31 protein-coding genes are annotated in these 25,894 nt (G+C 62.3%); 19 read left to right on the forward strand and 12 right to left on the reverse strand.

All coding sequences use genetic code 11. From position 1 onward, the window contains the following. Positions 1-10 precede the first annotated feature (10 nt). On the reverse strand, positions 11-904 hold the full coding sequence (locus GGR73_RS14780) for a LysR family transcriptional regulator (protein WP_065046361.1): 894 nt from the start codon (positions 902-904) through the stop codon (positions 11-13). Positions 905-1,043: 139 nt separating this feature from the next. On the opposite strand from GGR73_RS14780, the gene GGR73_RS14785 reads away from it, so the two are divergent. Together GGR73_RS14785 and GGR73_RS14790 are read left to right on the forward strand one after the other, a co-directional pair. Beyond that, a complete protein-coding gene (locus GGR73_RS14785; protein WP_039529390.1) occupies positions 1,044-1,796 on the forward strand; it encodes an SDR family oxidoreductase in 753 nt (250 codons plus the stop codon). Between the two features lie 211 nt (positions 1,797-2,007). After that, complete coding sequence (locus tag GGR73_RS14790) at positions 2,008-2,997, forward strand: NYN domain-containing protein (RefSeq protein WP_221234173.1); 990 nt, start codon at positions 2,008-2,010, stop codon at positions 2,995-2,997. Between the two features lie 187 nt (positions 2,998-3,184). Here GGR73_RS14790 and GGR73_RS14795 read toward each other — a convergent pair whose 3' ends face one another. After that, complete coding sequence (locus tag GGR73_RS14795; protein ID WP_184457603.1) at positions 3,185-3,511, reverse strand: nuclear transport factor 2 family protein; 327 nt, start codon at positions 3,509-3,511, stop codon at positions 3,185-3,187. 86 nt (positions 3,512-3,597) lie between these two features. Between GGR73_RS14795 and GGR73_RS14800 the strand changes: the two genes are divergently transcribed. From GGR73_RS14800 to GGR73_RS14825, 6 genes are all read left to right on the forward strand, one after another. Continuing rightward, positions 3,598-3,948 carry a winged helix-turn-helix transcriptional regulator gene (locus GGR73_RS14800; protein ID WP_184457606.1) on the forward strand — a complete coding sequence of 117 codons (351 nt, stop codon included), beginning with the start codon at positions 3,598-3,600 and terminating at the stop codon, positions 3,946-3,948. Between the two features lie 199 nt (positions 3,949-4,147). After that, entirely contained in the window at positions 4,148-4,291 is a 144-nt protein-coding gene (locus GGR73_RS14805; RefSeq protein WP_184457608.1) for a hypothetical protein, read from the forward strand. 242 nt (positions 4,292-4,533) lie between these two features. Then, a complete protein-coding gene (locus tag GGR73_RS14810; protein WP_184457610.1) occupies positions 4,534-5,166 on the forward strand; it encodes a restriction endonuclease in 633 nt (210 codons plus the stop codon). A gap of 159 nt (positions 5,167-5,325) precedes the next feature. Continuing rightward, on the forward strand, positions 5,326-6,126 hold the full coding sequence (locus tag GGR73_RS14815) for a DUF7946 domain-containing protein (protein ID WP_184457612.1): 801 nt from the start codon (positions 5,326-5,328) through the stop codon (positions 6,124-6,126). 94 nt (positions 6,127-6,220) lie between these two features. Then, the gene (locus GGR73_RS14820) at positions 6,221-6,982 is read left to right on the forward strand and encodes a serine/threonine-protein kinase (protein ID WP_184457615.1); all 762 of its coding nucleotides are present in this window, start codon (positions 6,221-6,223) and stop codon (positions 6,980-6,982) included. Next, entirely contained in the window at positions 6,979-7,752 is a 774-nt protein-coding gene (locus tag GGR73_RS14825; protein ID WP_184457618.1) for a PP2C family protein-serine/threonine phosphatase, read from the forward strand. Before GGR73_RS14820 ends, GGR73_RS14825 begins: the two co-directional genes overlap by 4 nt. 44 nt (positions 7,753-7,796) lie before the next feature. On the opposite strand, the gene GGR73_RS14830 is transcribed toward GGR73_RS14825, so the two are convergent. The 3 genes from GGR73_RS14830 to GGR73_RS14840 form a co-directional block, all read right to left on the reverse strand. Beyond that, a complete protein-coding gene (locus GGR73_RS14830; RefSeq protein ID WP_456362982.1) occupies positions 7,797-8,579 on the reverse strand; it encodes a hypothetical protein in 783 nt (260 codons plus the stop codon). After that, positions 8,576-9,094 carry a hypothetical protein gene (locus GGR73_RS14835; protein WP_456362983.1) on the reverse strand — a complete coding sequence of 173 codons (519 nt, stop codon included), beginning with the start codon at positions 9,092-9,094 and terminating at the stop codon, positions 8,576-8,578. The genes GGR73_RS14830 and GGR73_RS14835 overlap by 4 nt, the downstream gene beginning before the upstream one ends. Before the next feature lie 259 nt (positions 9,095-9,353). Further along, entirely contained in the window at positions 9,354-9,575 is a 222-nt protein-coding gene (locus tag GGR73_RS14840) for an XAC0095 family protein (protein ID WP_184457623.1), read from the reverse strand. 604 nt (positions 9,576-10,179) lie between these two features. On the opposite strand from GGR73_RS14840, the gene GGR73_RS14845 reads away from it, so the two are divergent. The 4 genes from GGR73_RS14845 to GGR73_RS14860 all read left to right on the forward strand — a co-directional run bounded on the left by GGR73_RS14845 (position 10,180) and on the right by GGR73_RS14860 (position 12,526). Continuing rightward, a complete protein-coding gene (locus GGR73_RS14845) occupies positions 10,180-10,533 on the forward strand; it encodes a SymE family type I addiction module toxin (RefSeq protein ID WP_184457625.1) in 354 nt (117 codons plus the stop codon). A gap of 60 nt (positions 10,534-10,593) precedes the next feature. Further along, positions 10,594-11,331 (forward strand): RNA polymerase sigma factor, encoded by a 738-nt coding sequence (locus GGR73_RS14850; RefSeq protein ID WP_456362984.1) that lies wholly within the window; start codon positions 10,594-10,596, stop codon positions 11,329-11,331. Between the two features lie 175 nt (positions 11,332-11,506). Continuing rightward, complete coding sequence (locus GGR73_RS14855; RefSeq protein ID WP_184457627.1) at positions 11,507-11,842, forward strand: hypothetical protein; 336 nt, start codon at positions 11,507-11,509, stop codon at positions 11,840-11,842. A 144-nt stretch (positions 11,843-11,986) separates the two neighbouring features. Beyond that, a complete protein-coding gene (locus GGR73_RS14860) occupies positions 11,987-12,526 on the forward strand; it encodes a hypothetical protein (RefSeq protein WP_184457629.1) in 540 nt (179 codons plus the stop codon). A gap of 6 nt (positions 12,527-12,532) precedes the next feature. Here the strand turns inward: GGR73_RS14860 and GGR73_RS14865 are convergent, their stop codons facing one another. Together GGR73_RS14865 and GGR73_RS14870 are read right to left on the reverse strand one after the other, a co-directional pair. Continuing rightward, positions 12,533-12,979: a hypothetical protein gene (locus GGR73_RS14865; protein WP_184457631.1), complete on the reverse strand. Its 447-nt coding sequence runs from the start codon at positions 12,977-12,979 to the stop codon at positions 12,533-12,535. A 359-nt stretch (positions 12,980-13,338) separates the two neighbouring features. Beyond that, a complete protein-coding gene (locus GGR73_RS14870; protein ID WP_184457633.1) occupies positions 13,339-13,746 on the reverse strand; it encodes a DoxX family protein in 408 nt (135 codons plus the stop codon). Between the two features lie 92 nt (positions 13,747-13,838). Between GGR73_RS14870 and GGR73_RS14875 the strand changes: the two genes are divergently transcribed. Continuing rightward, positions 13,839-14,216: a winged helix-turn-helix transcriptional regulator gene (locus GGR73_RS14875; RefSeq protein WP_039517994.1), complete on the forward strand. Its 378-nt coding sequence runs from the start codon at positions 13,839-13,841 to the stop codon at positions 14,214-14,216. A gap of 268 nt (positions 14,217-14,484) precedes the next feature. On the opposite strand, the gene GGR73_RS14880 is transcribed toward GGR73_RS14875, so the two are convergent. After that, complete coding sequence (locus GGR73_RS14880) at positions 14,485-14,664, reverse strand: CsbD family protein (RefSeq protein WP_016902944.1); 180 nt, start codon at positions 14,662-14,664, stop codon at positions 14,485-14,487. 169 nt (positions 14,665-14,833) lie between these two features. On the opposite strand from GGR73_RS14880, the gene GGR73_RS14885 reads away from it, so the two are divergent. Next, complete coding sequence (locus GGR73_RS14885) at positions 14,834-17,122, forward strand: hybrid sensor histidine kinase/response regulator (RefSeq protein ID WP_184457635.1); 2,289 nt, start codon at positions 14,834-14,836, stop codon at positions 17,120-17,122. Between the two features lie 68 nt (positions 17,123-17,190). Here the strand turns inward: GGR73_RS14885 and GGR73_RS14890 are convergent, their stop codons facing one another. The 4 genes from GGR73_RS14890 to GGR73_RS14905 all read right to left on the reverse strand — a co-directional run bounded on the left by GGR73_RS14890 (position 17,191) and on the right by GGR73_RS14905 (position 20,886). Further along, on the reverse strand, positions 17,191-18,351 hold the full coding sequence (locus GGR73_RS14890) for an HDOD domain-containing protein (RefSeq protein ID WP_184457637.1): 1,161 nt from the start codon (positions 18,349-18,351) through the stop codon (positions 17,191-17,193). A 389-nt stretch (positions 18,352-18,740) separates the two neighbouring features. Beyond that, positions 18,741-19,052: a protealysin inhibitor emfourin gene (locus GGR73_RS14895; RefSeq protein ID WP_024940041.1), complete on the reverse strand. Its 312-nt coding sequence runs from the start codon at positions 19,050-19,052 to the stop codon at positions 18,741-18,743. Continuing rightward, complete coding sequence (locus GGR73_RS14900; RefSeq protein ID WP_184457639.1) at positions 19,049-20,119, reverse strand: M4 family metallopeptidase; 1,071 nt, start codon at positions 20,117-20,119, stop codon at positions 19,049-19,051. The genes GGR73_RS14895 and GGR73_RS14900 overlap by 4 nt, the downstream gene beginning before the upstream one ends. Positions 20,120-20,229: 110 nt before the next feature. Beyond that, positions 20,230-20,886, reverse strand: coding sequence for an SDR family oxidoreductase (locus tag GGR73_RS14905; protein ID WP_154831149.1), 657 nt, complete (start codon positions 20,884-20,886; stop codon positions 20,230-20,232). A gap of 323 nt (positions 20,887-21,209) precedes the next feature. On the opposite strand from GGR73_RS14905, the gene GGR73_RS14910 reads away from it, so the two are divergent. The 5 genes from GGR73_RS14910 (at position 21,210) to proP (ending at position 25,790) form a co-directional block, all read left to right on the forward strand. Beyond that, entirely contained in the window at positions 21,210-21,668 is a 459-nt protein-coding gene (locus GGR73_RS14910) for an NUDIX domain-containing protein (RefSeq protein ID WP_184457641.1), read from the forward strand. Between the two features lie 281 nt (positions 21,669-21,949). After that, complete coding sequence (locus tag GGR73_RS14915) at positions 21,950-23,086, forward strand: alpha/beta hydrolase (RefSeq protein ID WP_228608236.1); 1,137 nt, start codon at positions 21,950-21,952, stop codon at positions 23,084-23,086. A gap of 100 nt (positions 23,087-23,186) precedes the next feature. Beyond that, positions 23,187-23,585: a host attachment family protein gene (locus GGR73_RS14920; protein ID WP_016902952.1), complete on the forward strand. Its 399-nt coding sequence runs from the start codon at positions 23,187-23,189 to the stop codon at positions 23,583-23,585. Positions 23,586-23,606: 21 nt separating this feature from the next. Beyond that, complete coding sequence (locus GGR73_RS14925) at positions 23,607-23,942, forward strand: thioredoxin family protein (RefSeq protein WP_046345236.1); 336 nt, start codon at positions 23,607-23,609, stop codon at positions 23,940-23,942. A 357-nt stretch (positions 23,943-24,299) separates the two neighbouring features. Next, entirely contained in the window at positions 24,300-25,790 is a 1,491-nt protein-coding gene (gene proP, locus GGR73_RS14930) for a glycine betaine/L-proline transporter ProP (RefSeq protein WP_024940035.1), read from the forward strand. Positions 25,791-25,894: the final 104 nt, after the last annotated feature.

The raw sequence follows: 25,894 nt of genomic DNA on the forward strand, positions 1-25,894 counted from the left end.
TGCCGGGCGATCAGCCTCCCACATTCAGTTGCGGAATCTTGGCAAACGCCTCGGCAATAAAATCCATAAACACGATCGCCCGCTTCGGCACCAGCCGGTTGGCCGCATACAGGATGTGCATGGGCACCGCAGGTGCGGAGAATGCGCCCAGCACGATCTGCAGCTGCCCGGCTTTGAGCCCCTGCTCGAACAACCACTCCGGCCCCTGCCCGATGCCCAGGCCCGCGCTCACCGACTCGCGCGCGGCTTCCGGCGAATTGACCCGGATCCGGCCGGACACCGGCACTTCCACATCCTTGAAACGCCACGTCGCCCCGGAGGCCAGCAGGGTGTACAGCACGCAATCGTGCTGGCGCAGGTCCTCGGGCACGCGGGGCACGCCGCGCTCGGCAAGATAGGCATTGCTTGCCACGCACACGCGCTTGAACGCGCCGATCCGCCGTGCGCGTAGCGCGCTGTTTTCCAGGTGGCCAATGCGGATGGCAAGCTCCGCGCCCTCGTCGAGCAGATTGACGAAGCGGTCGTTGATCTGCAGGTCCAGCTCCAGGCCCGGAAAGCGCCGCAAAAACTCCGGCACCAGCGGCATCACATAGTGGTGCGACAAGGCCGTGGGGCAGGCCACCCGCAACAAGCCGGACGGTTGCACGTTGTCGTGCAGCGCCATCTCCGACTCACCCACCGCATCCAGGATGCGGCGCACCTCCGCGTAGTAGCGCTCTCCTTCCGGCGTCAGCACCAGCTTGCGGGTGGAGCGGTTGAGCAGCCGCGTGTGCAGGTGCTCTTCCAGCGCTGCCACGTGGCGGCTGACATTGGGCTGGCCCAGGCCCAGGTCGCGCCCGGCCGCTGAAAAGCTGCCGGTTTCCACCGCACGCGCAAAGCAGGTCATCAGCAGAAACCGGTCCATTACCCACTCCCATTCATGCGCATATCGCATGAATGGTATGTGCCGGCGCGGTCTTCCGCCACATTCGGCATGGGCCCAAGCTGCACCCCATCGAAGGCCAGCCACACGCGGCGGGCCTGCCACCTCCCAGGAGCACCCCATGTCCCGTCTAGCAGGCAAACGCACCCTCATCACCGGCGGCACCAGCGGTATCGGCCTGGAAACCGCCCGCCAGTTCCTGGCCGAAGGCGCCCGCGTCATCGTCACCGGCAACAACCCCGAGTCCATCGCCAATGCCAAGGCCGCGCTGGGTGCCGAGGTGCTGGTGCTGCGGGCCGATTCGGCCAGCGTCGCCGCGCAGCAGCAGCTGGCGCAGGCGGTGCAGGCGCATTACGGCCAGCTCGACATCGCCTTCCTCAACGCCGGCGTGTCGGTGTGGGCACCGATCGAAGACTGGACCGAGCAGGCCTTCGACGCCTCCTTCGCCATCAACGTCAAAGGCCCGTACTTCCTCATGCAGGCGCTGCTGCCGGTGTTCGCCAACCCCGCCGCGGTGGTGCTCAACACCTCCATCAACGCGCATGTGGGCGCGGCCCGCTCATCGGTGTATGCGGCCACCAAGGCGGCGTTCCTGAGCATGGCCAAGACCCTGTCCAGCGAACTGCTGGCACGCGGCATCCGCCTCAACGCGGTCAGCCCCGGCCCGGTGGAAACCCCGCTGTACGACAAGCTCGGCATCCCCGCCGCATACCGCGACCAGGTCAACCAGGACATCGCCGCCACCATCCCGCTAGGCCGCTTCGGCACCCCGGACGAAGTGGCCAAGGCCGTGCTGTACCTGGCCTCGGACGAATCCCGTTGGACGGTGGGCTCAGAACTCATCGTCGACGGCGGCCGCACGCTCAACGGCTGAGTGTTTCGGAGGCAGTAGCAGGCGAACGAGCATGTCCATGCTGATCGAGAGCGTCACCGAGTTCTCGCGGGTCTTTGAGCGGGACCACGGCAGCACCGCACAGCGTCAGGCCCGGTTGACATGTCTGTCAGTCCTGGCTAATTTACTCCCTAACAACTAACCCTCATTGCTACGGGCTCGCACCTTAGGAGTCAGGGAGAAAAAGCCGGCCTTGAGCCGGTTTTTTCATTTCAGGGAAGCGGAAATGGCAGCGTTAAGGACGCGGGTCTATATAGACGGCTATAACCTGTATTACGGGTGTCTGCGCAAAACACCCTACAAGTGGCTGGATCTGATCGAGCTGTTTGGAAAGCATATTTTGCCTTCGATTCTGCATCGGACCGCGCCAGACGCACCTGCTTCGCAGATGGTCCTGGACCACTGCGCAATCCGTTATTTCACCGCTCCCATCGTGCCCCGTGCTGCAAAAGGTACTGACTCGGTTTCTTCACAACTTCAGTACCATCGTGCCTTGGCTGCAAACGACCGAATCTCGATCACTTCGGGTTATTACTCGCTCAGCAAATCGAACCAGTACGTCGTAGATGCAGCGAATCCTGACAAAGATCCACGTGAGTGCGGAAAGGTCACGGTGTGGAAACTGGAGGAGAAGCAATCAGACGTAAATCTGGCGCTTTCCTTATATGACGACGCAATCAGCTGCAGCGAGCTTGATCAATTAGTTGTCGTCACCAACGATACCGACATAGCACCCGCACTGGAGCTGGTTCGAAAGAAGAAGCCGCACATGGTCATCGGTTTGGTGATTCCAACTAGGCTTGATGACAAAAACCCACCTAAGAAAGAGCGCCAGCCCAACGGCGAACTGCGTAAGCACGCGCACTGGACGCGCAAGCACATATCGCTGGAAGAGCTCGCTGCCTCTCAGCTGCCACGCGTGATTCCTGGAAAGAGCAAGGATGCAGTCAAACCCATCTCTTGGTACACACGGCCCGATCTTCTACAGGCGGCCATGATCGTTGCCAAGCCGATCAAGCCAAAGCCCAGGGATTTCTTCCAGTGGGCAGAAGCGCGGAACCAGTACCTAGGCAATCAGCGGCCAATCGACCTGCTAGAACACGACCACAGTGCGGCGCTTGTGATGGCGTATATCGAGCAGTACATCCGCGATCACAGGCCGCCAGACGCCGGCCTTGCTTAGGTAAACAGGCTGCCATGCCCACGCCATGCTCCCACCGCCGACGAATCACGGGACCTAGGGCATTGAAGGATCTGACATTGCATCCACCGCCTTGCGATAGCGTTCGCCACGTTACAGCACAGAGATGCACGCTATCGCTGCAGTACATCCAGTACGTGCGGCCTTCACTTCATGCCAGCACGCCCAGTCAATGAATCTCCAACGCCGCAATCTTGCCGTCCACCAGTTGGAACACATGCTCCAGCTGCAGCGGGCTCTGCGGGAAATCGCCAGACACCTGCGCGGTGACACTCACCTGCTCGCCCTGGGTGTGCACGCCAATTGGCACCGCACGATACGGCGTGGTGGCTTGCGCCTGTGCCAGCCAAGCCGCAATGGCGGCAGCGCCACGGTGCTGGCGGTGCTCGTCGTGCACCACCGCATCGTCGGCCAGATGCGGCAGCAGTTCCGTGGCATCGCCGGCGTTGCTGGCGGTAAAAAAGCAGGCAATGGCGGCGGGCAGGGCAAGCGACATGGCGGCGGTCCGGTAGAAACGGTATGCCATGATCGGCAGCGGCATCGCCTGCCGCAAGAACGCACGCAAAGGTAAGTCACGCACCCATGGGAAAGCCGCACACCCCGGACACCGCCGCGTGCGATGTCGAAGCCCTGCTCAAACTCATCGAAGGCCGCTGGAAACTGCTGCTGCTGTTCCACCTGTTCGACGGCAAGGTGCAGCGCTACTCGGACCTGGAGCGGCTGATTCCCGCCATCTCGCAAAAGATGCTGGCCCAACAGCTGCGCCAGCTAGAACGCGACGGACTGGTGCTGCGCACCGTCTACGCGCAGGTGCCGCCGCAGGTGGATTACCGCCTCACGCCGTGGGGCCAGGCCCTGTGCCCTGCGCTGGATGCAATGCTCACCTGGGGCCAGGCGCGGCAGCCGTTGCCCGAACCATCGCCGCAGTGCTGACTCGGCACGCTGCTGTGGCACGCCGGCCTTAAAACAGCAGGCACACAGCGCCACGCATGTCGCCAAAGAACTGACCCAGATAACACACCGGCGGTCTTGCAGTATCTGCCGTATCGCGCCCTGCAACCAGACTTGCGCGGCCAACATAATCGGCCTAGTTTCGCCTCGCCACCATTGGGGTGGCGAGGAGGTCACACGTATGGCGACCAACGAGAAAACCGGCCCCAAAGCGGCCAAGGCCGCAAGCAAGGTCTTGCGTAGCGGCAGCACCGGCAAGGCATCGAAAACAGCAGCTGCGTCCGCTTTGAGCCAAGCACCGGACAAGAAAAGCAAAAAGAAGTAAGCAAGCGCTGCAGTAAATGAGTAGAGGCGTTCGCACAACGGTGAGCATCTCTAATCATGCAATTTAGTGCGTCCAATCACAGCGGATGACACCGCTGATACAAAATGTCGCGTACCCCGCTGACAAAACCACTACACAACGGTAGTGTGCAGGTTGGAACGGGGGTTTCATGCATGGGATGCAAACGGGGAAGTACAGGGTTTACCGCAGTGCTGTCATTACCATGGCCGCTTGAGCTCGCTGTGGAAGTTGGTACTTTTCTTATTACCCGCACCAGCGTTCGATGGCTGCCGCCGCATCATAGTGTCCTACGCGCACAAGGCTTCAACCAAAGCTTCAGCACAGCGCTCGTACATGTCGCATGGGTAGTGCTGGGCATGTGCTGGCTGGCCGCGCTCGTTTCATTTGTCGACAGCAACCAGCGCGGCATACCGCTAGACACCCGCAATACGCTAGAGGGTGTGGACACCAATCGCTCGAGCCAGTTCGAATTGATGGTGGGCCCAGCCTTAGGCTACTACCAGGACTATGTCGGGGTGGAAATCGGCCTGCGTGGCGCTGATGGCGGCATCGACCTGATTTTGGTTAAAAACGGGCACCCAATGCTGCTGCGATGTAAGGAATGTAAATGCCAGCAAGCGGGCACCAGTGTCGCGCGCGATATACATGAACTGCTCACATGCCACAACGCTAGTGCGATAAAGATAGTTTGCGTTGGCACTTACAAAAAAGCGTCCAATCAGTTTGCTCAAGGCAAGCCTATTGTGCTGACGAGTAGTACGCAGCCGCTGGGCATGATTCGAGCAGTGTTGTTGCCAAAGATGATCCACGCTACTCCTTTAGTGCGTAGCGGATCTAGGCCTGCAAAGGTATGAGCCGCAATCATGCCCTTGAGGCTATCTGCCTTATGAAATGAGGCTTATCGAACGTTGTGGGAGAGGAAAGACATAAAATTAACTCGGTTCGTATTTTCAAATGCAGCAAGTAAGAAAAAAAGCGAGAAATTGATTTTTTAAATAAATAGAGAGGTCATAGTGGATTTGACGTTTAAAATAAAATATTCAAATGGTTCAAAGAAATTTAATGGCTTGGATATGTATTATGGAAGCCATTCGTTGGCTGCTATTTCAGAAATACTTTTGCTTTCATTGCATGCTGGAATTCACGGAGAGGTGGTAGTACAAGCTCCTGCCGCAAAGGGGTTCAGGTTAGTACTTAAGAAGTCTCAAGAAGGCTCACTTGAGCAGCTGATCCAGCTTTTGGTGACTGATCCAGCTACGGTTGAGTTACTAGCAGATCTTACAAAAGACGGAATCTATGACGTCTTAAAGTTTCTAATGTCCAGTTGCTTAGGAATTCCATTCGTCATCAAGAATAGGAAAGCAAGAAAAAGAATTCAGCAATTAATGCGTGCTAACGAGGACCTGCATGGTAGGCTCGAGCGAGCCCTTGCCCAGGCCCATCTTCCCGTTAAACATCAGGGTCTGTCAGTGTGTTTGTCGATGGGTCGAACGGCGATAATCACACTCGACGATGAAACGCTAAACTATCTTGAAACAGAGGTTGTTGAAACTGATTCCGAAATTATCCGTGTAGGCGTTAGCAGATTTAATGCGCGAACGGGAACGGGCAGGTTTATAACCGACATCGAATCAATATCACATAGCTTTAGCCCTTCTATTGATCTGGATGATCATCAAAAAACAATAATGGCCGATAATCTTGGGAAGGTTGCACGAGGCGAGTTCGAACCGCTCAATGCGCTGGTGTGTCGAATTAACTCGACAAATGGCAGATTGAAGAGATACCAGCTTCAAGGGATCAGCGATGCTTGAGTTGGCCTGGCAGAAGGAAGCTAGCAAGTCCGTAAATGCGCGTTCAGCAATCGAATGACGTAAAAGCAGTGCGGGATTAAGTTAAGGGCGGGCTATGAAGATTATTCACGGAAATTATCTGATCGAAACGTTAGATGAGCTTGGTAGCGGAGGGTTCGGTCGTGTAGAGAGAGTGGATCTGTATAACCATAGTAAACATTTCTGCGGAAAGTACGCCATAAAAATATATTCTCCTAGTGATCCATCTTTTGCAAATGATTATCTGCCGAGATTTGCCCGAGAAGTAAAATATCAAGCGGAGTGCAGTCACGAAAACATTGTGCAAATTTACATGTACAAAATCGGCGAAATACCTTGGTTTTTGATGGATTTAGCTGAATGTGATTTACAGAAGGAGATGGATGCGGGGTCATTAAATGATGACGATAAGCTTGAGATAATGAAGTCGATTTTGCGTGGCGTAGCTTACCTGCATGCTAAAAAATTGCTACATCGTGATATTAAGCCAAAAAACATATTAAAATTTCTAACTCCTTTTGGATATGTTTATAAGTTGTCAGATTTTGGCTTGGCTAAAAACGTCGACCCGAAGAAGAACAGCGAAGTCTTAACAAATATTGCCACGGCAATGGGGACAAAAGAATATATGGCGCCGGAATCTTCGGCGGCGGGAGAATATTCAGAGAGGAGTGATATATACTCTCTGGGTGTTGTCTTCGATAAGCTGGGTCATTCGGAGGCTAAATGGCTAGGAAAAATAATAGATAAGTGCACTCACCACCGACCTGTATCACGCTATGAAAATGTCAATGCGATCTATCAGGATCTCACTGCCGTCTCAGGAATTAAAGAATGATCTATCTAACAGAATGCGGTGGTTTTAGCAGGCCAAAGAGAGAAAATAGCGTTAACCAAGACTCTTGGTTGCTTCCGAGACGATTCGGTAACGGTTACATGATGGCAGTGGCAGATGGCGTTGGCTCTTATATTGGTTCAGAAATAGCATCTTCTGTCGTAGTGGATTTTATCGCTGGGCAAGAATTCTCCGAGAGTGTTGACATTAACTCTATAATGAATGGGGCATGGAAGGCTGTCATCAACGCGGGTGAAAGTAACCCTAGCATTATAAATGCTGCCACCACTCTCACATTTTGTTATATTTCATCGTTTGGGATTCAGATAGGACATGTTGGAGATTGCCGCGCTTACCTTTTTGAGAAGGGCCGCCTAGTCCAGCTTACGGTTGATCATACCCAGCATCAAAGGCTATTTGATGAGGGCATTTACACAAAGAAAGAGCTCAAAAGCCATGCTGGCGAAAGCACTTTGACAAGTGCAATATCGAGAAATGTCGAGCCGATGTACCAAGAGTTATTGATTCCTCTAAATCAGGTTGAAATGACTGACGGAAAAATAAGAATATACATTATGTCTGACGGCGCGCATAAATTCTGGAGTGTTCGTCCACGACTGGCAGTTTCCAGTTTAACATCGCCGACTAGATTTGCATCAAGCCTGAAAAACAGAATTAATAGAATTGGCCCTAACGATGACAACACGTTAATAGGCGCTGAATTTTCGTTTATTCCGAATCCATCTCAAAAAGAGCTATTTCAAGCTTCTTGAATATGATGGGGAAAAGTGAAGATATCTCGTAGTAGATATCATGCTTAGGGGCTGATCGCGCTGACGCCGTAGTATTTCCGGTAATCGGAATCGCCATGCGGGCCAAGAGTGCCTCTGCTGTCGTAGAAGCATTGCTCCACGGCACGGGTGAGCGGTTTTCCTCGCGCTTGGTCGTGTGTGGTCAGCGCTTCATAGCTAAGACCCTGGGCAAATGCTGGGGGTATCACGTGCTTGTCGACGCAGCGCGTGACTGAGCGGTCCAGCAGCATGCCCTCGGCATCCTGTGTGGAGATGCCAGGGTTCTCGTGCTTGATGCGGCTGTTGAGTGCTCTTAGCGCTGAGATTTCCGCCAGAGCCTCGTCTTGTCGCGTCTTGTCCAGATAGACACGCGTCGGCTCTGTAAGGTCTACCTGACTCTCTCGCTGTGCGTGGGCGTCCTGCATCTTGTCGCCCATGGTCCTGCCGAACGCTGCCAACGCGTTGGCGCGATGCTCTGCCAGCACGCCATGCATGGTTTCGTGACCCAATACTTCTGTGAGGTGATCGATCCGCGCACGGCCCTGCCAATCCTGAAACAGCGATCCACTGACGTTGAGCGTGCCCGCTTTTCCATCCTTGCCGTCCTGAAAGTGACCAGCGTTGTGCTGGCCATGCGAGACGGCGATGGCACCAATCTGCCCGTTCGCTATCGCATTCACCAATAAGTTGGACAGGTACGGCGATTCGGAGATGGCTTGTCTGAGGGATGCCTCAGCCCCTTCGGGAAGGTTGGGGTCTTTGCGCATCTGCAAGAGCAATGGCTCAATCCGTGGGTCAACTGGCGTCACGCATCACCTCCATCGATCTGGGCACCATATACGCACTCGCGTCTTGTGCCACCGGCGGTGGTCTCGTAGATCAGCAAGGCAACCGAAAAGCCTTGCGCTCCGTTCTGGACGGCGCGCCAGTGCTGCCGCTGGGTGCCGCCCTGGAACGGCCGTTGCCCGCCACGCTTGTAACCCATGGCCTCAAGCTTGGCCGAGAGGTCGGCCGCATCCCAAACACATGCGGCATCGGGTACGCGCGTCGGGTCGTGTTTGTCTGGCAATCCGATCAGCATGTTGATAAAGCTAAATCCTTTTTTCTCCGGGCTATGCGATACATACAACGTATAGCCGTTCGCCAGAGGAAGGTTTCTCAGCACACGCCGTGACACCGCAAGATCCTTCGGCGGGTCGAATGTGATGCCTAGCATCTCCTCCATCCGCTTATGGCTCATGTCGCCGGGTTGTTCCAGTGACGCTGCAAATCTCAAAAGCCCGGCTTCAATCTGTTGGATGCTGAGGGTGGCTTCCTGCGTCATGGCGGTTTGCGCAGAACGCGCTGCGGGTGTGGGCGATGTTGCAGCGGGCAGATCACCCGCTTTCTCAGACGGCCGGGTGCACGCGCTGGGCAGCACCGAGGTTAGTGCCAAGCAAGGCAGCAGCGTGAATAAGCGAAAGCGTGTCATTATTGTCTTGTATGCCGGCGCGGCGCGTCGATACAAAGCAAGGTACTCGCCCACGTCCAAACCGGCCAGCCCATCGATTGCAGGGCTGACACGCTGACAGAGACAGGCAGCGCTAGGGGGCGGTACTCAAATCCCCAAGCACATCATCCACCTGCTCGACCAGGTTCTGCAGGCAATGGGCCCATTGCTGCAGTGGAATCGTTGGCGTCTCCAGCGTGGCTTCGTCGCGGGTACGTGGTGTGGCGAGGGTAGCGAGCAGGCGCAGTTGGTCGCGTACGCGCAGCAGGTGGTACTGCGCGCCTTCGGACATCCAGTAACCGGGTTCGTTGTGCATGCCGCTCTCCTTGCCGTGAGGCAGCTCCCGCTGCACAACGCAGCGGGATGCCGGGAGGCTAGAAACCGCACACAGCCGGCGGGCTTATTCCCCTTGCGGGTGTTGTATTCGCCGCCCTCCCGGCGTAGGAACGCCGAGCAGTGCCAGGCCAGATGGCCGAGCACAAAAAACCCACCAAAACTCGGAGGTGGGTACCGCTGTGTGGGGAGTTTCTAGGCTCCGGCTGGAAGTGTGCGGGTGGCGCAGGGCAGGGTCAAGCTGAGGTGACTGTCGGAGTGCGGACAAACCGCCTGCATAAAAGAATTTTTTGGCTAAGCGCAGCATTGCAATGAGTCGCTCCAACCAGTTGACACACCACCCAACGCGTAGCAATCTCGCTGCAAGGAGCCTAGAAACTCCTCACACAGCGGCACCCACCTCCGTCAAACCGGTGGGTTTTTTGTGCCTGCAGTTTCTTGCATGCGTAATCGGCGTGACACTTGCGTCGGAAAGCGGCTAATGCGAATCCCTTTGGGAAAACGCCTGCCGTCTGTGTGCGGTTTCTAGCCTCCCGACATCCCGTCGCGTCGTGCGACGGGGCCTGTTCGTCAAGGAGGGCTTTGCCATGCGTCGATCCCCATCCCGTTCCACGCCTGCGCGCAAGCGCGCCACGGTGCCGCCGCCTACCGAAGTCGTCTGGCGCTCGCTGGATCCCTCGATCCAGCCGCGGCGCTACCTCGAGCGCACGCCCGTCCCCGAACCCCGCGCCGAACCCCGCACACCGCGGCGGCCGGGCCGCCCACGTGCGCCGCAGCAGTGCACCGTCGGCTATGGGTACTATCCCGACAGTCACCAGCGCATTCCCACCCTGCGCCTGCGCGGCCGCTGGCTGGAACAATTGGGCTTTGCCATCGGCAGCAAGCTGCACATCCGCCAGCGCGATGGCGAGCTGGTCATCAGCCTTGTAGACCCACATTGATCACGCCGCAGCGCATGTGCGCACCACATGTGCCCGGCCCGTTGCTGGAGACGTCGCATGATGAGTGAGGGCATGACCGGCGCGTCGCGTACAGACCGCCACGGTGTCATCGGTCAGGCGGTGGCGGCACGCGCGCATGTGGCAAGCGCGGTGCCGGTTGAGCGCTACGGCAGTCACCCGTGGCGCCACCGCAGCGCCTACGCCGTGCGCGAGTTGCCGGCCCGCGCGCCCATGGCGGGCATCTACGCGCTTGGCCGCTTCACCACGCGCTGGCAGGTGCGTGAAGAGCGCGCGCCTGTCAGGGAGCGCTTCGACCAGGCCGTGGTGCAGCTGCAGGCAGAGCTGCTCACCTACATGCGGCGGCGCCTGCGCGACCCGCACACCGCCGCCGACCTCGCCCAGGAAGCGCTGCTGCGCCTGCTGGCCTACCGCGACACGCCAGACATCCACAGCTACAAGCTGCTGCTGTACCGCATCGCCCACAACGTGGTGCTGGAGCATTGGCGCACGCGCCACCGCAGGCACGCCTCCCGCCATGTGCCGCTGGAGGGCAGCGAACCGCTCGCCGCCGCCGGCACGGCGGTGGACCAGCTGGTGGACGCCCGCCGCACCCTGCAGCACCTGCACACCCACACGCTGCCCGCGCTGCCACCCAAATGCCGCCAGGCCTTCATGCTCAACCGCTTCGACGGCCTCACCTACCCGGAAGTCGCCGCCGTCATGGGCATCTCGGTCAAGATGGTGGAAAAGCACATCAGCCGCGCCCTGGCCGCCTGCCGCGCGGCAGTGGACGAGTAATATTGGGTCGCTGCACAGGTCGGCGTCGGCCGCGAGTTCCGCTTTGACCCCCAATCTTTTTGCAGGATCGGAAAGTGGCGCAGCGAAAAGAAGACAGCGATCGATGACTAAGTGCGGCCTATGCTAGGCCGCATTCCAACCAGCGCAACAGCAGTTAGGGTTCAAGAGACATATTATGGATGAGCGCAAATTCTTATCAGCACTTCTAGCACGCATGGATCGTCCGAATCCCCGGCTGCTTGCAACACGCTGGCCGTTACTGTTGCTCAATCTGGCTTTTGTAGCGTTTATTATGCTTGTCTTTCAAATTGCTCAGGGCTACACAGTCCATCCAGTTGCTCTTGCACTAGGTTCTCTATCCTTGGGCCTTGTTGGCGCATGGGTAGGCTACGCTGCCTGCTGGGCGAGACAGTGGCCCCTGGTTCGTGGTCATCTCGATCGCCAAAGTTTACGCGCCCGGCTGGACGAGCTTAAGCCCAAAAAAGTCAATCAATCCGATGCCGCGCCGTGACACTTCACCCAAGCCAAGTCAGCTTCTTGCCTAGGCTTAACTTGCCAGGTGGGCACGGGCCAGGTTCAACATCGTGGACTAGCATGTTGAACGACTTAGTCGAAAATAGCCGCTTCGCATCACTGCACAACTAATCAGGTAGCCGTGAAAGTTATTGACTCAGTGATGGATGGGCTGGATCGCATCAGTTCCTTTGCGATGCTCTGCATAAACTCTGCGTTATGCGCGTTCGTACTCCTCGCGCATGGGGGTGCCTTGCTGCTGGTGAGCACCGGCAAGGTGCCCGAGATGGCGCAACGCGTTGCCATTGCCTGTGTCTCTGTGCCCGCTGTGATCATTGCCTTGGCATTCTCGGTGCTTGCGTTCATTCGCCGGGAAAAGCTTGGCACCACCCTCAAAGTCCATGCTGCGATACTCATCGGCCTTGCTGCCTACATGCTTTATGTTGGCCTTGAGGTAGTCTTCAATGGCGTGCCACATGGCGCCGGATTCAGTTGGAATCCGATCCTGTTCGCCTTTGTACTGGGATATCCGCTCTTGCTGACCAAGCGAGCATTCTCGTGGCCAAGCTTCAACCGTGCGCCACTTCGCTTCGCTCCGCTGCTAGCGGTGGGGATTTCCTTGTTGATCAGTGCCGCCATTTATTGGCGTCTATTAGCCTCGTTTAGAGCCAGCGCAGCGTAGGCTTACTTACCCACCCTGACACCGCTGCCATCCACCCGCAGCGGCCGACACCTGCTCCCATCCATTGCGCAGCCGCTTCATCGCCTGCCCGCCCACACACGCATAGCCCAGCTGTTTGGCCTCTGCAGTCCCCAGCCCCGGCAGCGCGATGATGGAATCGGAAGGAGCGGGGCGCCCCTGGCTGCGCGCCTCGTTACGCAGCATCATGTTCTCGATGCCCTGGCAGTAACGCACCATGCCCGGGTGCGGGTGCGCGCGGTATTGCTCGCAATTGAAGGGCGTGGTGTCGCGCGCCATGGAGTTGTACGGCTGCCGCGTTGGCGGGATGTACTTGCTGTTCGTCTTACCTGTGGCCGAGCGCATGCTCTGCGCCGACACGCCTTGTGCGCACGCAAGCAAGCACAGCGTTGTTAGTGCCAGCGCGACACGGCGCGCGGTGATGATCCTGTCCATGGTGTTCCCCCTGTACGCACCGATCCTAGACTACGCGCCGCGCAAGCGGGTGGTTCAGCCCGCTTGGTGCCGAGCCGGGAGAACTGCCGCTGCACCATCCAGCGGGATGCGGGAGGAGGGTGCCGTTTCGGAACATATGACCGTACACGCGTAGCAGCGCGCAGGGGGCTCAGCTATCGGGCAGAGCCACCCCATGCTTCGCGCCTTGCCGTGCCTGCCGGTGCCGAGCAGATCGATGGCCTCACCGATGCATTGAAGACGCATACGCAGGCGATCCGGAACTAGCGTGCGGGTGAGGGTGCCGGCTGGGAGTTGGTGCGGTATAGCCGCCCAGCTGGCAGCGTCCACCCTGTGTCGCGTTACTGCAGCGTTGCATGGATGGCCGCTGCAGTTGGTGCATAGGGCGAGGGCGGCTGGCGCGCGGCGTTTTGCGTACCGAACGAAGCGAGCAGGAAGAGCAGCCCCAACACGGCCGGTACCGTGTCCTTGGGCTTGCGCACACCCAGGTGCGCCATGCCCGACAACAGCAGGTGGTAGAACATGCCGGCGTAGGCCAGATCGCTCAGCGCGGTGTTGAAGCGCCACACAATCGCTTCCGGGCCCAGGATCTTGATGACGATCATCCACGGCACCAGCAACGGTGCCGAATACCCCAGCTCGGCCTGCGCCTTGCGCACGAACTCGCCCTTGGCCAGATACATGCCGGCAGAGGCCAGATACAACAGGCACAGCAGCGCGGTACTGATCCAGTAAATAGAAATGCTCATGGTGTTTGCCAGCCACTATGTCAATGCAACCGGCCATCAGAATGTCGCCTAAGATACCGATTGAAAAGTAGGGTGAATCACCAGGGCTTAGTATGAAAAAGCAGACCATTGAGGACGGCGAGCACAACATGCACGAACAGATGCGTCGCGCATTTGCGTTGCTGTCTGGCAAATGGAAGCTGGAAATCATGTGGCTGCTCAATCAGCGCGTGTATCGCTTCGGCGAGCTGCGCAAGGCCATCCCCGGTGTTACCCAACACATGCTCACCGCCCAATTGCGCGAGCTGGAAGCAGATGGCCTGGTCACGCGCACCGTGTTCGCGCAGGTGCCACCGCGCGTGGAATACGCCATCACGCCAAAGGCGCGCGGACTGGGCCCAACGATGGAAGCGCTGACCGCGTGGTGGCAGCAACATGGCGACAGCGTTGCGAAGCGGCCCGCTGCACGCGGGCGCAAGGCCGGCGTTTAGGACGCAGCCCAGGGAGTGCGTTGTGTGCGTGCACGTGGCTAGATCATCGTTGCGGCGACGTGCAAACACTCCTGGCCGTCAGCCCGGTAAATCAAGAACCATTTCCAAACCCCAAAAACGCCAACGCCCCGATCATGTCGGGGCGTTGGTGCGATCTCTCGCCGAAGTGGGGTATAGCGTCTGCATCGTCAAACCTGACGCCTGACGGCCAATCCACTGCTTCAGCGCGGCGGGCGTAATGCCTGCCTATAGTGTTGACTTGCCAGCGTTACTTGGCGGCGTCGCGCACTTTGTCGGCGACCTGGCCAGCCTTGTTCTGCACCTTGCCGACATTCTTTTCGGCAGCGCCTTCCAGCTCGGTGCTCTTGTCGCCGGTGACACGGCCAACGGTTTCCTTGATGGAACCCTTGACCTGCTTGGCGGTACCTTCGATACGGTTCTTGTCCACGGGGTGCCTCATACGGTTGGGGATGTTGCGGCCCAGTCTGTACCCGCAGGACGTGAGTGCGACGTGGGCATGCCGTCATCCCCGCGTCAGCACGCCCAGCTGGCGCGCGCAGCGCCACCACGGGGCACGCGCGCGTCTGCACGGCTTGCTGAGGTCGCTGCGTGCCACAATGCGCGCACTTTCCGCCAGGCAATGCCGTCACGTGAGCACACAGCGCCCCGCCACCGAGTCCGCCGGCCTGGAGTTTCTTGCGGGGGGCGGCGAGATGGGCGCGTTGATGCGCGCACACGACTGGGCCGCCACGCCGCTGGGGGCGCCGGAGACCTGGCCGCAGTCGCTGCGCTCGTCGTTGTCGGTGGTGCTCAACTCCACCCTGCTCGGTGCGGTGCTGTGGGGGCCGGAGCTGCGCCTGCTCTACAACGACGTGTACGTGCAATCGATGGGCGACCGTCATCCACAGGCGCTGGGCCAGCCGGTGACCGAGGTGTGGAAGGAAACCTACGCGCCCATCGCACAGGACTTCGCCCGGGTGATGCAAACCGGTGAGGGCTTCGGCCAGGGGGTCATCGCCTTGCCGATGCTGCGCAACGGCGTCAACGAGATGACCTACTGGAATGCCACCGCCTCGCCGATCCGCGGCGAAGACGGCAGCATCGTGGGGCTGATGAATATCGCCATCGAAACCACCGCGCAGGTGGCGGCCGACCGCAACCGCGACATCCAGCACGCGATGTTGAGCAACGAGAACACCCATCTGGTGCACGAGGTGGTCAACCGCACCAGCGAGCGCGATCGCGCGCTGGAGGCCGAAACCGTGGCGCGCCGCAATGCCGAGCGCGTGCAGCTGGCGCTGGCGGCCGGGGCGATCATCGGCACCTGGATCTGGGACCTGCCCACCGACGCGTTTTCGGTGGACGAGGCGTTTGCACAGAACTTCGGCTTCGATCCGTCCACCAGCCGCAGCGGCCTGTCGCTGGAGCAGGTGATCCAGACCGTGCACCCGGACGACCGCGAGGGGCTGCGCGTGGCCATTGGCGAAGCGCTCGCCCGCGGTGGTGCCTACGCGCACCAGTACCGGGTCAAGCGGCGCGACGGAAAGTACTACTGGCTGGAGGCCAATGGCCGGGTCGAAAAGGGCGCCGACGGCACGCCGCTGCGCTTTCCCGGCGTGCTGCTGGACATCGAGGCGCGCCACGCGCTGTCGGAAGAGCGCGACCGCGCGCTGGCGGCACTGCGCGAGCTGAGCGACACGCTGGAGCAGCGGGTCACTGAGCGCACGCGCGAGTTGATGACGGTGGAAGAGGCGCTGCGCCAATCGCAGAAGATGGAAGCGGTGGGGCAGCTCACCGGCGGGCTGGCGCACGACTTCAACAATCTATTGGCGGGCATTTCCGGCGCGCTGGAGCTGATGAGCCTACGCATCGAACAAGGCCGCTTCCGCGACCTGGAGCGTTACGTGGCCACCGCGCAGGGCGCCACCACGCGCGCGGCCGCGCTGACCCACCGGCTGCTGGCATTTGCGCGGCGGCAGACGCTGTTGCCCAAGCCGACCAACGTCAACCGGCTGGTGGTGGACATGCTGGAGCTGATCCAGCGCACCGTGGGCCCGGGGATCTGCGTGGAAAACCTTGCCGCAGCCGAGCTGTGGCTGGCACTGGTGGATGCGCCGCAGCTGGAGAACGCGCTGCTCAACCTGTGCATCAATGCGCGCGATGCGATGCCCGACGGCGGGCGCCTGTGCGTGCAGACCAGCAACCGCCGGATCGACCGCGAGATGGGCCAGCAGCTGGGCATGCCGGAAGGCCACTACCTGTCGCTGTGCGTGAGCGATACCGGCACCGGCATGCCGCCGGATGTGGTGGCGCGCGCGTTCGATCCGTTCTTCACCACCAAGCCGATCGGCGAGGGCACCGGCCTGGGCCTGTCGATGATTTACGGGTTTGCCAAGCAATCCGGCGGGCAGGTGCGCATCCATTCGGAAGTGGGCAAGGGTTCGACGGTGTGCATCTACCTGCCGCGGCATGCCGGTGCCGACGACAGCAGCGACGGCGGTGCCGCCACGCTGGAACTGGCACCCTCGCTGGCCGGCGAAACCGTATTGATCGTCGATGACGAACCCTCCATCCGCCTGCTGTTCACCGAGGTGCTGGAAGAACTGGGCTACACCGTGCTGGAAGCCGGCGACAGCGCCACCGGGCTGGGCATCCTGCAGTCGCCGGCGCGGATCGACCTGCTGATCAGCGACGTGGGCCTGCCCGGCGGCATGAACGGCCGGCAGATGGCCGATGCCGCGCGTGTGGGCCGGCCCAGGCTCAAGGTGTTGTTCATCACCGGCTTTGCCGAACACGCGCAGTTGAACGACCGCCACCTGGAACCGGGTATGGCGGTGCTGGCCAAGCCGTTCAGCGTCAGCCTGCTGGCGACGCGGGTCAAGGAGATGATTGCGAGCGAGTGCTGAGCGGTGGCGCTGCGCATGCGCCTGTCAGGGCAGGTGCGTGTGCCCGGCCTGCGGCAACCGGGCCGGCCTCACTCCACGCTGGCGGCGACCAGCCGTTGCCAGAGCGCGGCGTTGGCCGCGTGGTCCGGCTCCAGCGAGGACAGCACGCTGAGCGCATGCTCCTCCTGCTCGGCGCCGTGGCGGGCGAGCATGGCCAGCGCGGCGGCCAGCCGGCCGTAACGCAGCGCCATGCCGAGCGAGCTGGTGAGCAGGGTGGTGTCGTGCTGGGGGCGTTGCTCGTCCAGGGCGGTGCCCAGCGCGGCGGGCAGGTCCCAGGTGGTGGCAATGGTCTTGGCGACGGCGGCGGTGTGGCGCTCGACCAGCGCGGCGGCCACTTCCAGGCTGTAGGGCAGGCTCGGGCGCTCGGCATAGGCATCGCGCAGCACGCGCAGGATCACCACCGCGCCCAGGCCTTGCAGCAGGCCGGCCAGCTGCGCCGACAAGGTGTCGCCACCGCGCTCGCGCATGTAGGCGGCCGCAGCGGCGGCAGTCCGCAGGGCGTAGTCCCACACCGCGGCCGGCAGGCGTGCGTACAGGCCGCCCTCCAGGCTCAGCACCGGCTGCATCACCGCGGCGGCGACGATCTGGCGCACGCCCTCGGTGCCGATATGCACCACGGCCCGCTCCAGGCTTTCCAGCGGGCCGCCCTGCGGGCGATACAGCGCGCTGTTGGCGATGCGCAGCAGGTTGGCGGCCAGCGCCGGGTCCTGCGCGATGATCGCGGCGATGCCGCGGCCGGAAGCATCCGGGTCGTTGACCGCGCGCATCAGCTGCGGCAACAACTGCGGGCGGCGCGGCAACAGTTGCGGGCGCAGGTCCACGTGGTCGAGCGCAGCGCCCACCGCCGCCAGTACCGCGGCCTGGGCCGGGTCGGTCGGCAGGTGGCCGTCGGCCAGCGCTGGGGTGGACATCACCGCGGCATACATGCGGCGCAGCAGCGGCTGCATCGGTGGCGGCCCGGACGGCAGAGGCTGTGCTGCAGCGGCGGCATGCGCCTGGGCCTGCGGCGGCGCCGGCACCTGCTCAGCCGCCGGCTGCGGCACGTGCGGCGCCGCTGCGGCATGCGTGACGGTGGCAGACGCGGCAGAGGCAGCCGTAGTGCGCGCGCGCTGGCGCAGCAGCAGCCAGGCGACGACGCCGGCGAGTCCCAGGCCGGCAAGCAGTCCGGCAGCAAGCAGCAACACAATCACAAAGGTCCAGGAGTCGTCCGATCGGTGCAGCGACTATCCGCGAAGCCGGTGTTGACGGCAATGCAGGCGTGCGTCGGCGGGCGATGCCAATGGCGCCCGCCACGCGCGCGCGCCAGGGCCGGATACCGGCAATGACCTGCTGCACTGCAGCGATGAGTGGGGTGTCTTCAAGTTGACTGCTGCGCTGCACGTGGCGCTAACGCCGCAGGCCGCACTATGCGTCACCAGCTGTGCAGCCCTAGAGCATCTAGGCAGCTTAAAGGGTGCAGGCATCCGCAGTTGGACCACTTTCGATACGAAGACACCGCGCACTGCGCGGTGTCTTCGTTTGTGGATGGCGATGGGCACGCGCGCGGCATTGCTTGCGGCGGCATCGCGGCACAGGCGCGCTACAGCGTGCCCTGTTTCCACAGCCGCACGATCGCGGCCGGTGCATGTTCTTCGGGGATGCGCAGCGGTTCGCTGGCACCGTCCCAGGCAATGCTGAAATAACGGCGGTCGCCGCCACCGGCCTGCGGGCGCGGTAGCGCATGCACCAGGCACTGGTCCAGCAAGGTGCGCAGCTGCAGGCGCTGCGCATCGTCCAGGTCATCCATCACCAGCTGGCGTTCGCGCCGCATGGCGGGGAAGGCGGCCACCCCGCCCTCGCGTGCCAGCCGCAAGGTCACGCCTGCATCCACCGGTGGACGCTGTGGACTCATGCCAGCACGCCCACGTCGCGCCAGGCCTGTTGCACCGCGGTTGCCTCGGCACTGCCGGCGCCGTAGTCCGTACCGGCAATGCTGACGGTGAGCGCGGCAAAGGTGGCGAAATCCGCACCGGCGGCAAGGTTGCCGCCGCTGAGCGCGCGGTACCAGATGCGCCCGGCCTTCTCCCAGGCGTAGCCACCGATGGCCACGGCCGCGCGATAGAACGCGTGATTGGGAATGCCGGAGTTGTAGTGCACGCCGCCATCGTCCTCTTGTGTGTCGACGTAGCCGGCCATGCTGGCCGGTTGCGGATCCTTGCCCAGGGCCGGGTCATCGTACGCCGTGCCGGGCGCGCGCATCGAGCGCAGGCCCACGCCGTTGATGCCGGGCATCAACAAGCCGGCGCCGATGATCCAGTCTGCCTCGCTTGCCTGCTGCTGCAACGTGTACTGCTTGATCAATACGCCGAACACATCCGACAGCGACTCGTTCAGGGCACCGGACTGGCCCTGGTAGATCAGGTTGGCGGTGCGCTCGGTCACGCCGTGGGTCAGCTCGTGGCCCACCACGTCGATGGCGATGGTGAAGCGGTTGAAGACCTCGCCATCGCCATCGCCGAACACCATCTGCTCGCCGTTCCAGAAGGCGTTGTCGTAACCACGCTCGTAATGCACGGTGCCGATCAACGGCATGCCGTCGCCGTCGATGGAATTGCGCCCGTACACCGTCTGGAAGAAGTCGTGCGTGGCGCCGAGATAATCGTAGGCCTCGGTCACCGCCACATCCTCGGTGGCGGCAGCGCCTTCGGCACGGACCAGGGTGCCGGGCAGCGCGGTGCCTTGTTGGGCGTCGTAGATCTGCCGCTGCACCGCTTGCGCGGTGGGCGTGCTGGCAGCATCGGCGGCCAGCGCCTGGGCGCGTGCAAGCAGGCCGAGCGCGCGCTGCTGGCGCAGCTGCGCGGTGATCTGCCGCGACAACAGCGCGCACTGGCGCGCACGCTCGGGCGCGGCCTGGGCCACATGGTCCAGCATGTACGGCGGCAGGATGCCGGCACGGCGTGGCGTGACGAATGCAGACATAAGCGACCTCCACAATGGGCTGCGCCCGCGACTATGCCGAGGCCGGCTTTAGGAATTCGTTAGGCGGGTGCACGGTGCACCGCGCGCAGGCATCGCGATAGGCCTGGCGTTCATTCCAGCTGCGACAAGGCCTGCTGGATCGGCGTCTGCCCGTCGATGAAGCCCACCGTCTTGCCGATGGTGGCCGGCATGGCCAACGCTGCGGCGATGACCTGCGCCACGTTGGCGCGCGACACGCCGCCATCGGCATCGCTGCCCGGATCGCGGGTGATGCGGCCGCTTGGCGGCTCCTGCGTGAGCCGCCCCGGCCCCAGCACGGTCCAGTCCAGCGGGGTGGTGCGCAGCTGCGCATCGGCGGCGGCCTTGGCCTGCGCGTAGGCGAAGAAGCCATCGTCCGGGCCGATGCCGTGTTCCAGCCCGGCACCGAGATAGGACACCATCACGTAGCGGCGCACGCGTGCCTGTGCGGCGGCATGCATCGACCGGATCGCCGCATCGCGGTCCACCGCATAGGTGCGCGCCGCATCGCCGCCACCGGCGCCGGCCGACCACACCACCGCATCGTGGCCGGCCAGTTGCGCGGCGATCGCATCGGTGTCGGCATGTTCGATATCGAACACCTGCGGGGTGGCGCCGTCGGCAATCACATCGTCTGCGTGTGCAGGATTGCGAAACAGTGCGGTGACCGAGTGCCCACCGCGCACCAGCAACGGCGTCAGCAGACGCGCGACCTTGCCATGGCCACCGATCACGACGATACGCGACATTCCAACCTCCAAGACGGTGCGCCATGACGGCGCGGGCTGCACGCATCCTCGCCAACCTGGCGCTAAGGCAGCGTGGATGGGCGTGGAGAGGCGCTCCGTATGCGCATGCACTTGCAGGTGCGTGGATTCGATCCAGCGGGTGCTTGCGTAGTGCGGCGCCATGGCGATTGCCCTGCGCATCACGCGAGCAGGCGCGTGCGATGCACCGCATCGACTTGCGGCATCGCGCAGCCTTGCCGGCATCCTCGCCACCGGCATGCAAGACGCAGATGCACCACCTGCCTGCCGCACATCTGGGACACTAACGCGCCACACCGTCCGGAATGCCTATGTCCAACTCAATCGATACCGACCTACGTCCACGCGTTGGCTGCGGCGCGTTCATCCGCCGCGCCGATGGCCGCCTGCTGCTGGTGCAGCGCGGGCGTGCGCCCGAGCAAGGCCATTGGGGCCTGCCCGGCGGCAAGGTGGACTGGATGGAAACGGTGGAACACGCGGTGGTGCGCGAAGTGCTGGAAGAAACCGGCCTGCACGTGCAACTGCAAGGCGTGCTGTGCATCGTCAGCTACTTCGAGCCGGACCTGACGCCGCCGCAGCATTGGGTTGCGCCGGTGTATCTGGCCGCGATCCAGGGCAGCGAGCACGCCGAGCGCCGCGAGCCCGAGGCGATCGCCGACATCGGCTGGTTCGCACTGGACGCACTGCCGTCGCCACTGACCACCTCCACGCTGCAGGCATTGCATCATCTGCCACCAACCGCGGCGTCGACACCTGCCGCCTGAGCGCATGACTTCAGTGCATGCGTCGATGCACCGGCGCACGCCGTGGCGATGCCGGTGACCGCGATATCGATGTCCGCCGGATGCACAGCAATGCATGACGTGCTTACGACGTTGAACGCTCGCGCACGCTTGATGCGATGCTCCGATTGCACGCTGTGGTGTGCGTAGTTGCAGCATTTGCGTTACATCGCGTCGTTACATGCAGCGCCATTATCTGCACGCGATGCAAGCCGGCCGCTGACGGTATCCTTGGCGGTTCGACTTGCCTGGGAGGGCACTGCATGACACGTCATTGGTTGAACAAGACGCTGGCACTCACGTTGATCTGTACCGCGTGCAGCGTGCACGCAACCGCCGCCGAGCCGGCACCACCGGCGACCGCATCGGCCCCCGATGGCATCCGGCATGTGCCCGCGTTCGACCTGCCGGTGTCGGAGTATCTGAGCCCGGCCGCGCGTGCGCATATGGCCGCCGGGGTGGCCCGCGCCGACCCGTTGGACAAGGCCGACAACGCCACCTTGCTCAAGCAATTGCCGAGCATCCGCGCCGACACCGAGCGTTGGGCCAAAGGCGTGATTGCGCAGCTGCGCACGCGCTACGCGGTGGAGATCACGCCCGAAACCTGGAACGGCGTGCCGGTGCTGCGGGTGGAGCCGCGCACGCGCACACCCGAGCAGGCCAAGCGCATGTTGATCGAACTGCATGGCGGCAGCTTCGTGATGGGCAGCGCGGCATCGTTCGGCTTGATGGAAGCCATTCCGCTGGCGGCGATGACCGGCATGACCGTGGTTGCGGTGGATTACCGCATGGGGCCCGAGCACCATTTCCCGGCCGCCAGCGAGGATGTGGCGGCGGTGTATCGTGCCGCGCTCAAGAGCTATGCGCCAGAGCGCATCGGCCTGTTCGGTTGTTCGGCCGGCGGCGTGCTCACCGGTGAATCGCTGGCGTGGTTCGCCAAGGAAAAGTTGCCGATGCCGGCGGCGGCCGGGCTGTTCTGCGCCGCAGGCGATGCGCGCTACCGCGGCGATTCGCGCATTGTGGTGGCGGCAGTCAACGATGCCTTGCTGCCGGACAAGGCCGGTGCGTTGCCGATCTGGGAAGACCTGTACTACGGCGACAACGTGGACTTCCACGACCCGCTGGTGTCGCCGGTGTTTTCCGATGCGGTACTGCAGCAGTTCCCACCGACGCTGTTTCTGACCGCCACGCGTGCTGCCGAGCTGAGCAATGCCGCCTACACGCATGCGCGCCTGGTGGATCTGGGCCGCGAATCGGACCTGCATGTGTGGGATGGCCTGGGGCACGCCTTCCACCTCACCAATGCACTGCCGGAAAGCCAGCAGGCGCTGCGGGTGGCGGCGCGTTTCTTCAGCAAGCACCTGGGCCTGCCGCCTCCGCCGCTGGCCGCACCACGCTAACGCCACGCTGACACCGGCTAGGCGCGGCGCTTACATCCTCTCACCTAGGTTGAGGCCGACTGGCGTTGCACATGCAGCGCCGTTCTATCAGGAGAATCGAATGAGTCTGCAAATTCCTCAGGGTGCGTTGGTGGTGGTGGCCGATGGCGGCGAAGCGCGCTGGTTCACCAACACCGGGAACGAAGCCAAGGTGGTGCTGCGCCAGCACGCGCGCACCGATGTGCAGAACGTCGACGACGATGGCCCGGCCGGCAAGGCGCCGCAGGATCTCAGCGAGGCGGACATGGACGAAATGACCTTCGCCAAGCAGCTGTCGCATGCGCTGAACGATGGCGCGCTGAAGCACGAGTACACGCATCTGGTGCTGGTCGCCGACCCGACCACGCTGGGCCGCGTGCGCCCGCTGCTGCACAAGGAAACCCAGCAGCGCCTGGTCGGCGACCTGGCCAAGGACCTGACCAACCTGCCGCTGGAAGAGATCCAGCGCGCGTTGTCGTAAGCACACCGGAGCGGCTAGACGATGGGGTTTGTTCGCGACTACGCCACCCAGGCGCCCGAACGCAGCGAGGTGGATGCACAGGCCGGTCTGCAGGTACTGGAGTTCGGCACCGACTGGTGCGGCCACTGTATTGCCGCGCAACCGCTGCTGCAGAAACTGCTGGGTGGCGTGGCGGCGCTCGACTACCGCAAGATCGAAGATGGAAAAGGGCGGCCCCTGGGCCGCTCGTTCCGCGTCAGGTTATGGCCGACCATCATCCTGCTGCGCGACGGTGTGGAAGTGGCGCGCGCGGTGCGCCCGCAGACGCGCGAGGATCTGCAGCCGCTGCTGTCGCAGCTGGGTGAGGCGCTGGTGTAAGCATGCACCGCGCCTGATCGATGGCGCGCACTATGGCAGGACATGCACAGTGCACCGAGGGCGCAAAGTACGCGCCCAACACGCCAACTGCCTTGAAACAAGCAGTTTTCCGCGCTGCTGCCGTAGCGCGGCTGCAGCGATCTGCGCGCTGTAGTACCATAACGGGCTGATCAAGCCCTTGGGCATTGCCCATCCCTTGGTCGTCTGTCCCGCAGCGTCGCTGAGTCCACGCGGCCGTCCGGGAATGCCTCCGGCGTCATCTTGTGCATGTGCCATTGCCATGCCTGCGTGATGCGCCGTGTCCTGTGCGTTGCCAGGGCGAGCGGGCAGCGATGGCCGCACATGGAGACACAACACATGCACGACACGCGCGCGATTGCCTCGCACTTCGGTTGGTTCAAGCGCCGCCGCCAACTGCAACTGGACGAAGTCACCGTGGTGGACCGCGGCATGCTGCGCAAGGCAGTAGGCGCCGCCGCGCTGGGCAATGCGATGGAGTGGTTCGACTTCGGCGTGTACGGCTACCTGGCGGTGACGTTGGGGCAGGTGTTCTTCCCGGCCAGCAATCCCACCGCGCAGTTGATTGCCACCTTTGCCACTTTCACCGTCGCCTTCCTGGTGCGGCCGATCGGCGGGCTGGTGTTCGGCCCGCTCGGCGACCGCTACGGGCGGCAGAAGGTGCTGGCCGCGACCATGATCCTGATGGCCCTGGGCACCTTCAGCATCGGCTTGATTCCGTCCTACGCCAAGATCGGCCTGTGGGCGCCGGCGCTGCTGTTGCTGGCGCGGCTGTTGCAGGGGTTTTCCACCGGTGGCGAATACGGCGGCGCGGCGACCTTCATCGCCGAATACGCTACCGACCGCAATCGCGGATTGATGGGCAGCTGGCTGGAATTCGGCACCCTGGGCGGCTACATCGCCGGCGCCGCCACGGTGACGGTGTTGCACATGACGGTGACCCAGGCGCAGATGCTCGACTGGGGCTGGCGCGTGCCGTTCCTGATTGCCGGCCCGCTGGGCCTGCTGGGCCTGTACATGCGCATGAAGCTGGAAGAAACCCCGGCATTTCGCGCCTATACCGAGCAATCCGAACAGCGCGAGCGCGAAACCGCCGCGCAGGGCCTGCTGACGATGCTGCGCCTGCACTGGCCGCAGTTGCTCAAGTGCGTGGGGCTGGTGCTGGTGTTCAACGTCACCGACTACATGCTGCTGACCTACATGCCCAGCTATCTCAGCGTGACCATGGGCTATGCCGAGAGCAAGGGCCTGTTGCTGATCATTCTGGTGATGCTGGTGATGATGCCGCTCAATATCGTCGGCGGCCTGTTCAGCGACAGGCTGGGCCGCCGGCCGATGATCATCGGCGCCTGCATTGCGTTGTTCGCGCTGGCCATCCCCTGCCTGCTGCTGATCGGCAGCGGCCACGACGGCTTGATCTTCGCCGGCCTGATGCTGCTCGGCCTGGCGCTGGTGTGCTTCACCAGTTCGATGCCGTCCACGCTGCCGGCGCTGTTCTACACCCCGGTGCGCTACAGCGCGTTGTCGATCGCCTTCAACGTGTCGGTGTCGTTGTTCGGCGGCACCACGCCGCTGGTGACCGCCTGGCTGGTGGAGCGCAGCGGCGACCCGCTGGTGCCGGCGTACTACCTGATGGGCGCGGCGGCGATCGGCCTGGTGACCATGCTGTTCGTGCGCGAAACCGCCGGCCTGCCGCTGCGCGGCTCGCCGCCGGCGGTGGCCACCGATGCCGAGGCGCGCGCATTGCTGCGCAGCGACAGCCCGGTGACGGTGGATGCGCAGCTGCCTGGCAGCACGGCGCCTGCCATGGGCCAGCCGCATACGGCGTAAGCGGACCCGGCGCGATCGGCCTTGTGTGCCAACGCGGGCACACAAGGCCGGTTGGATTCACACAGGGGCGGGCGAGCGTGCACGCCGCTATGCCAATGGATCCC

This window comes from Xanthomonas sp. F14 (assembly GCF_014199865.1).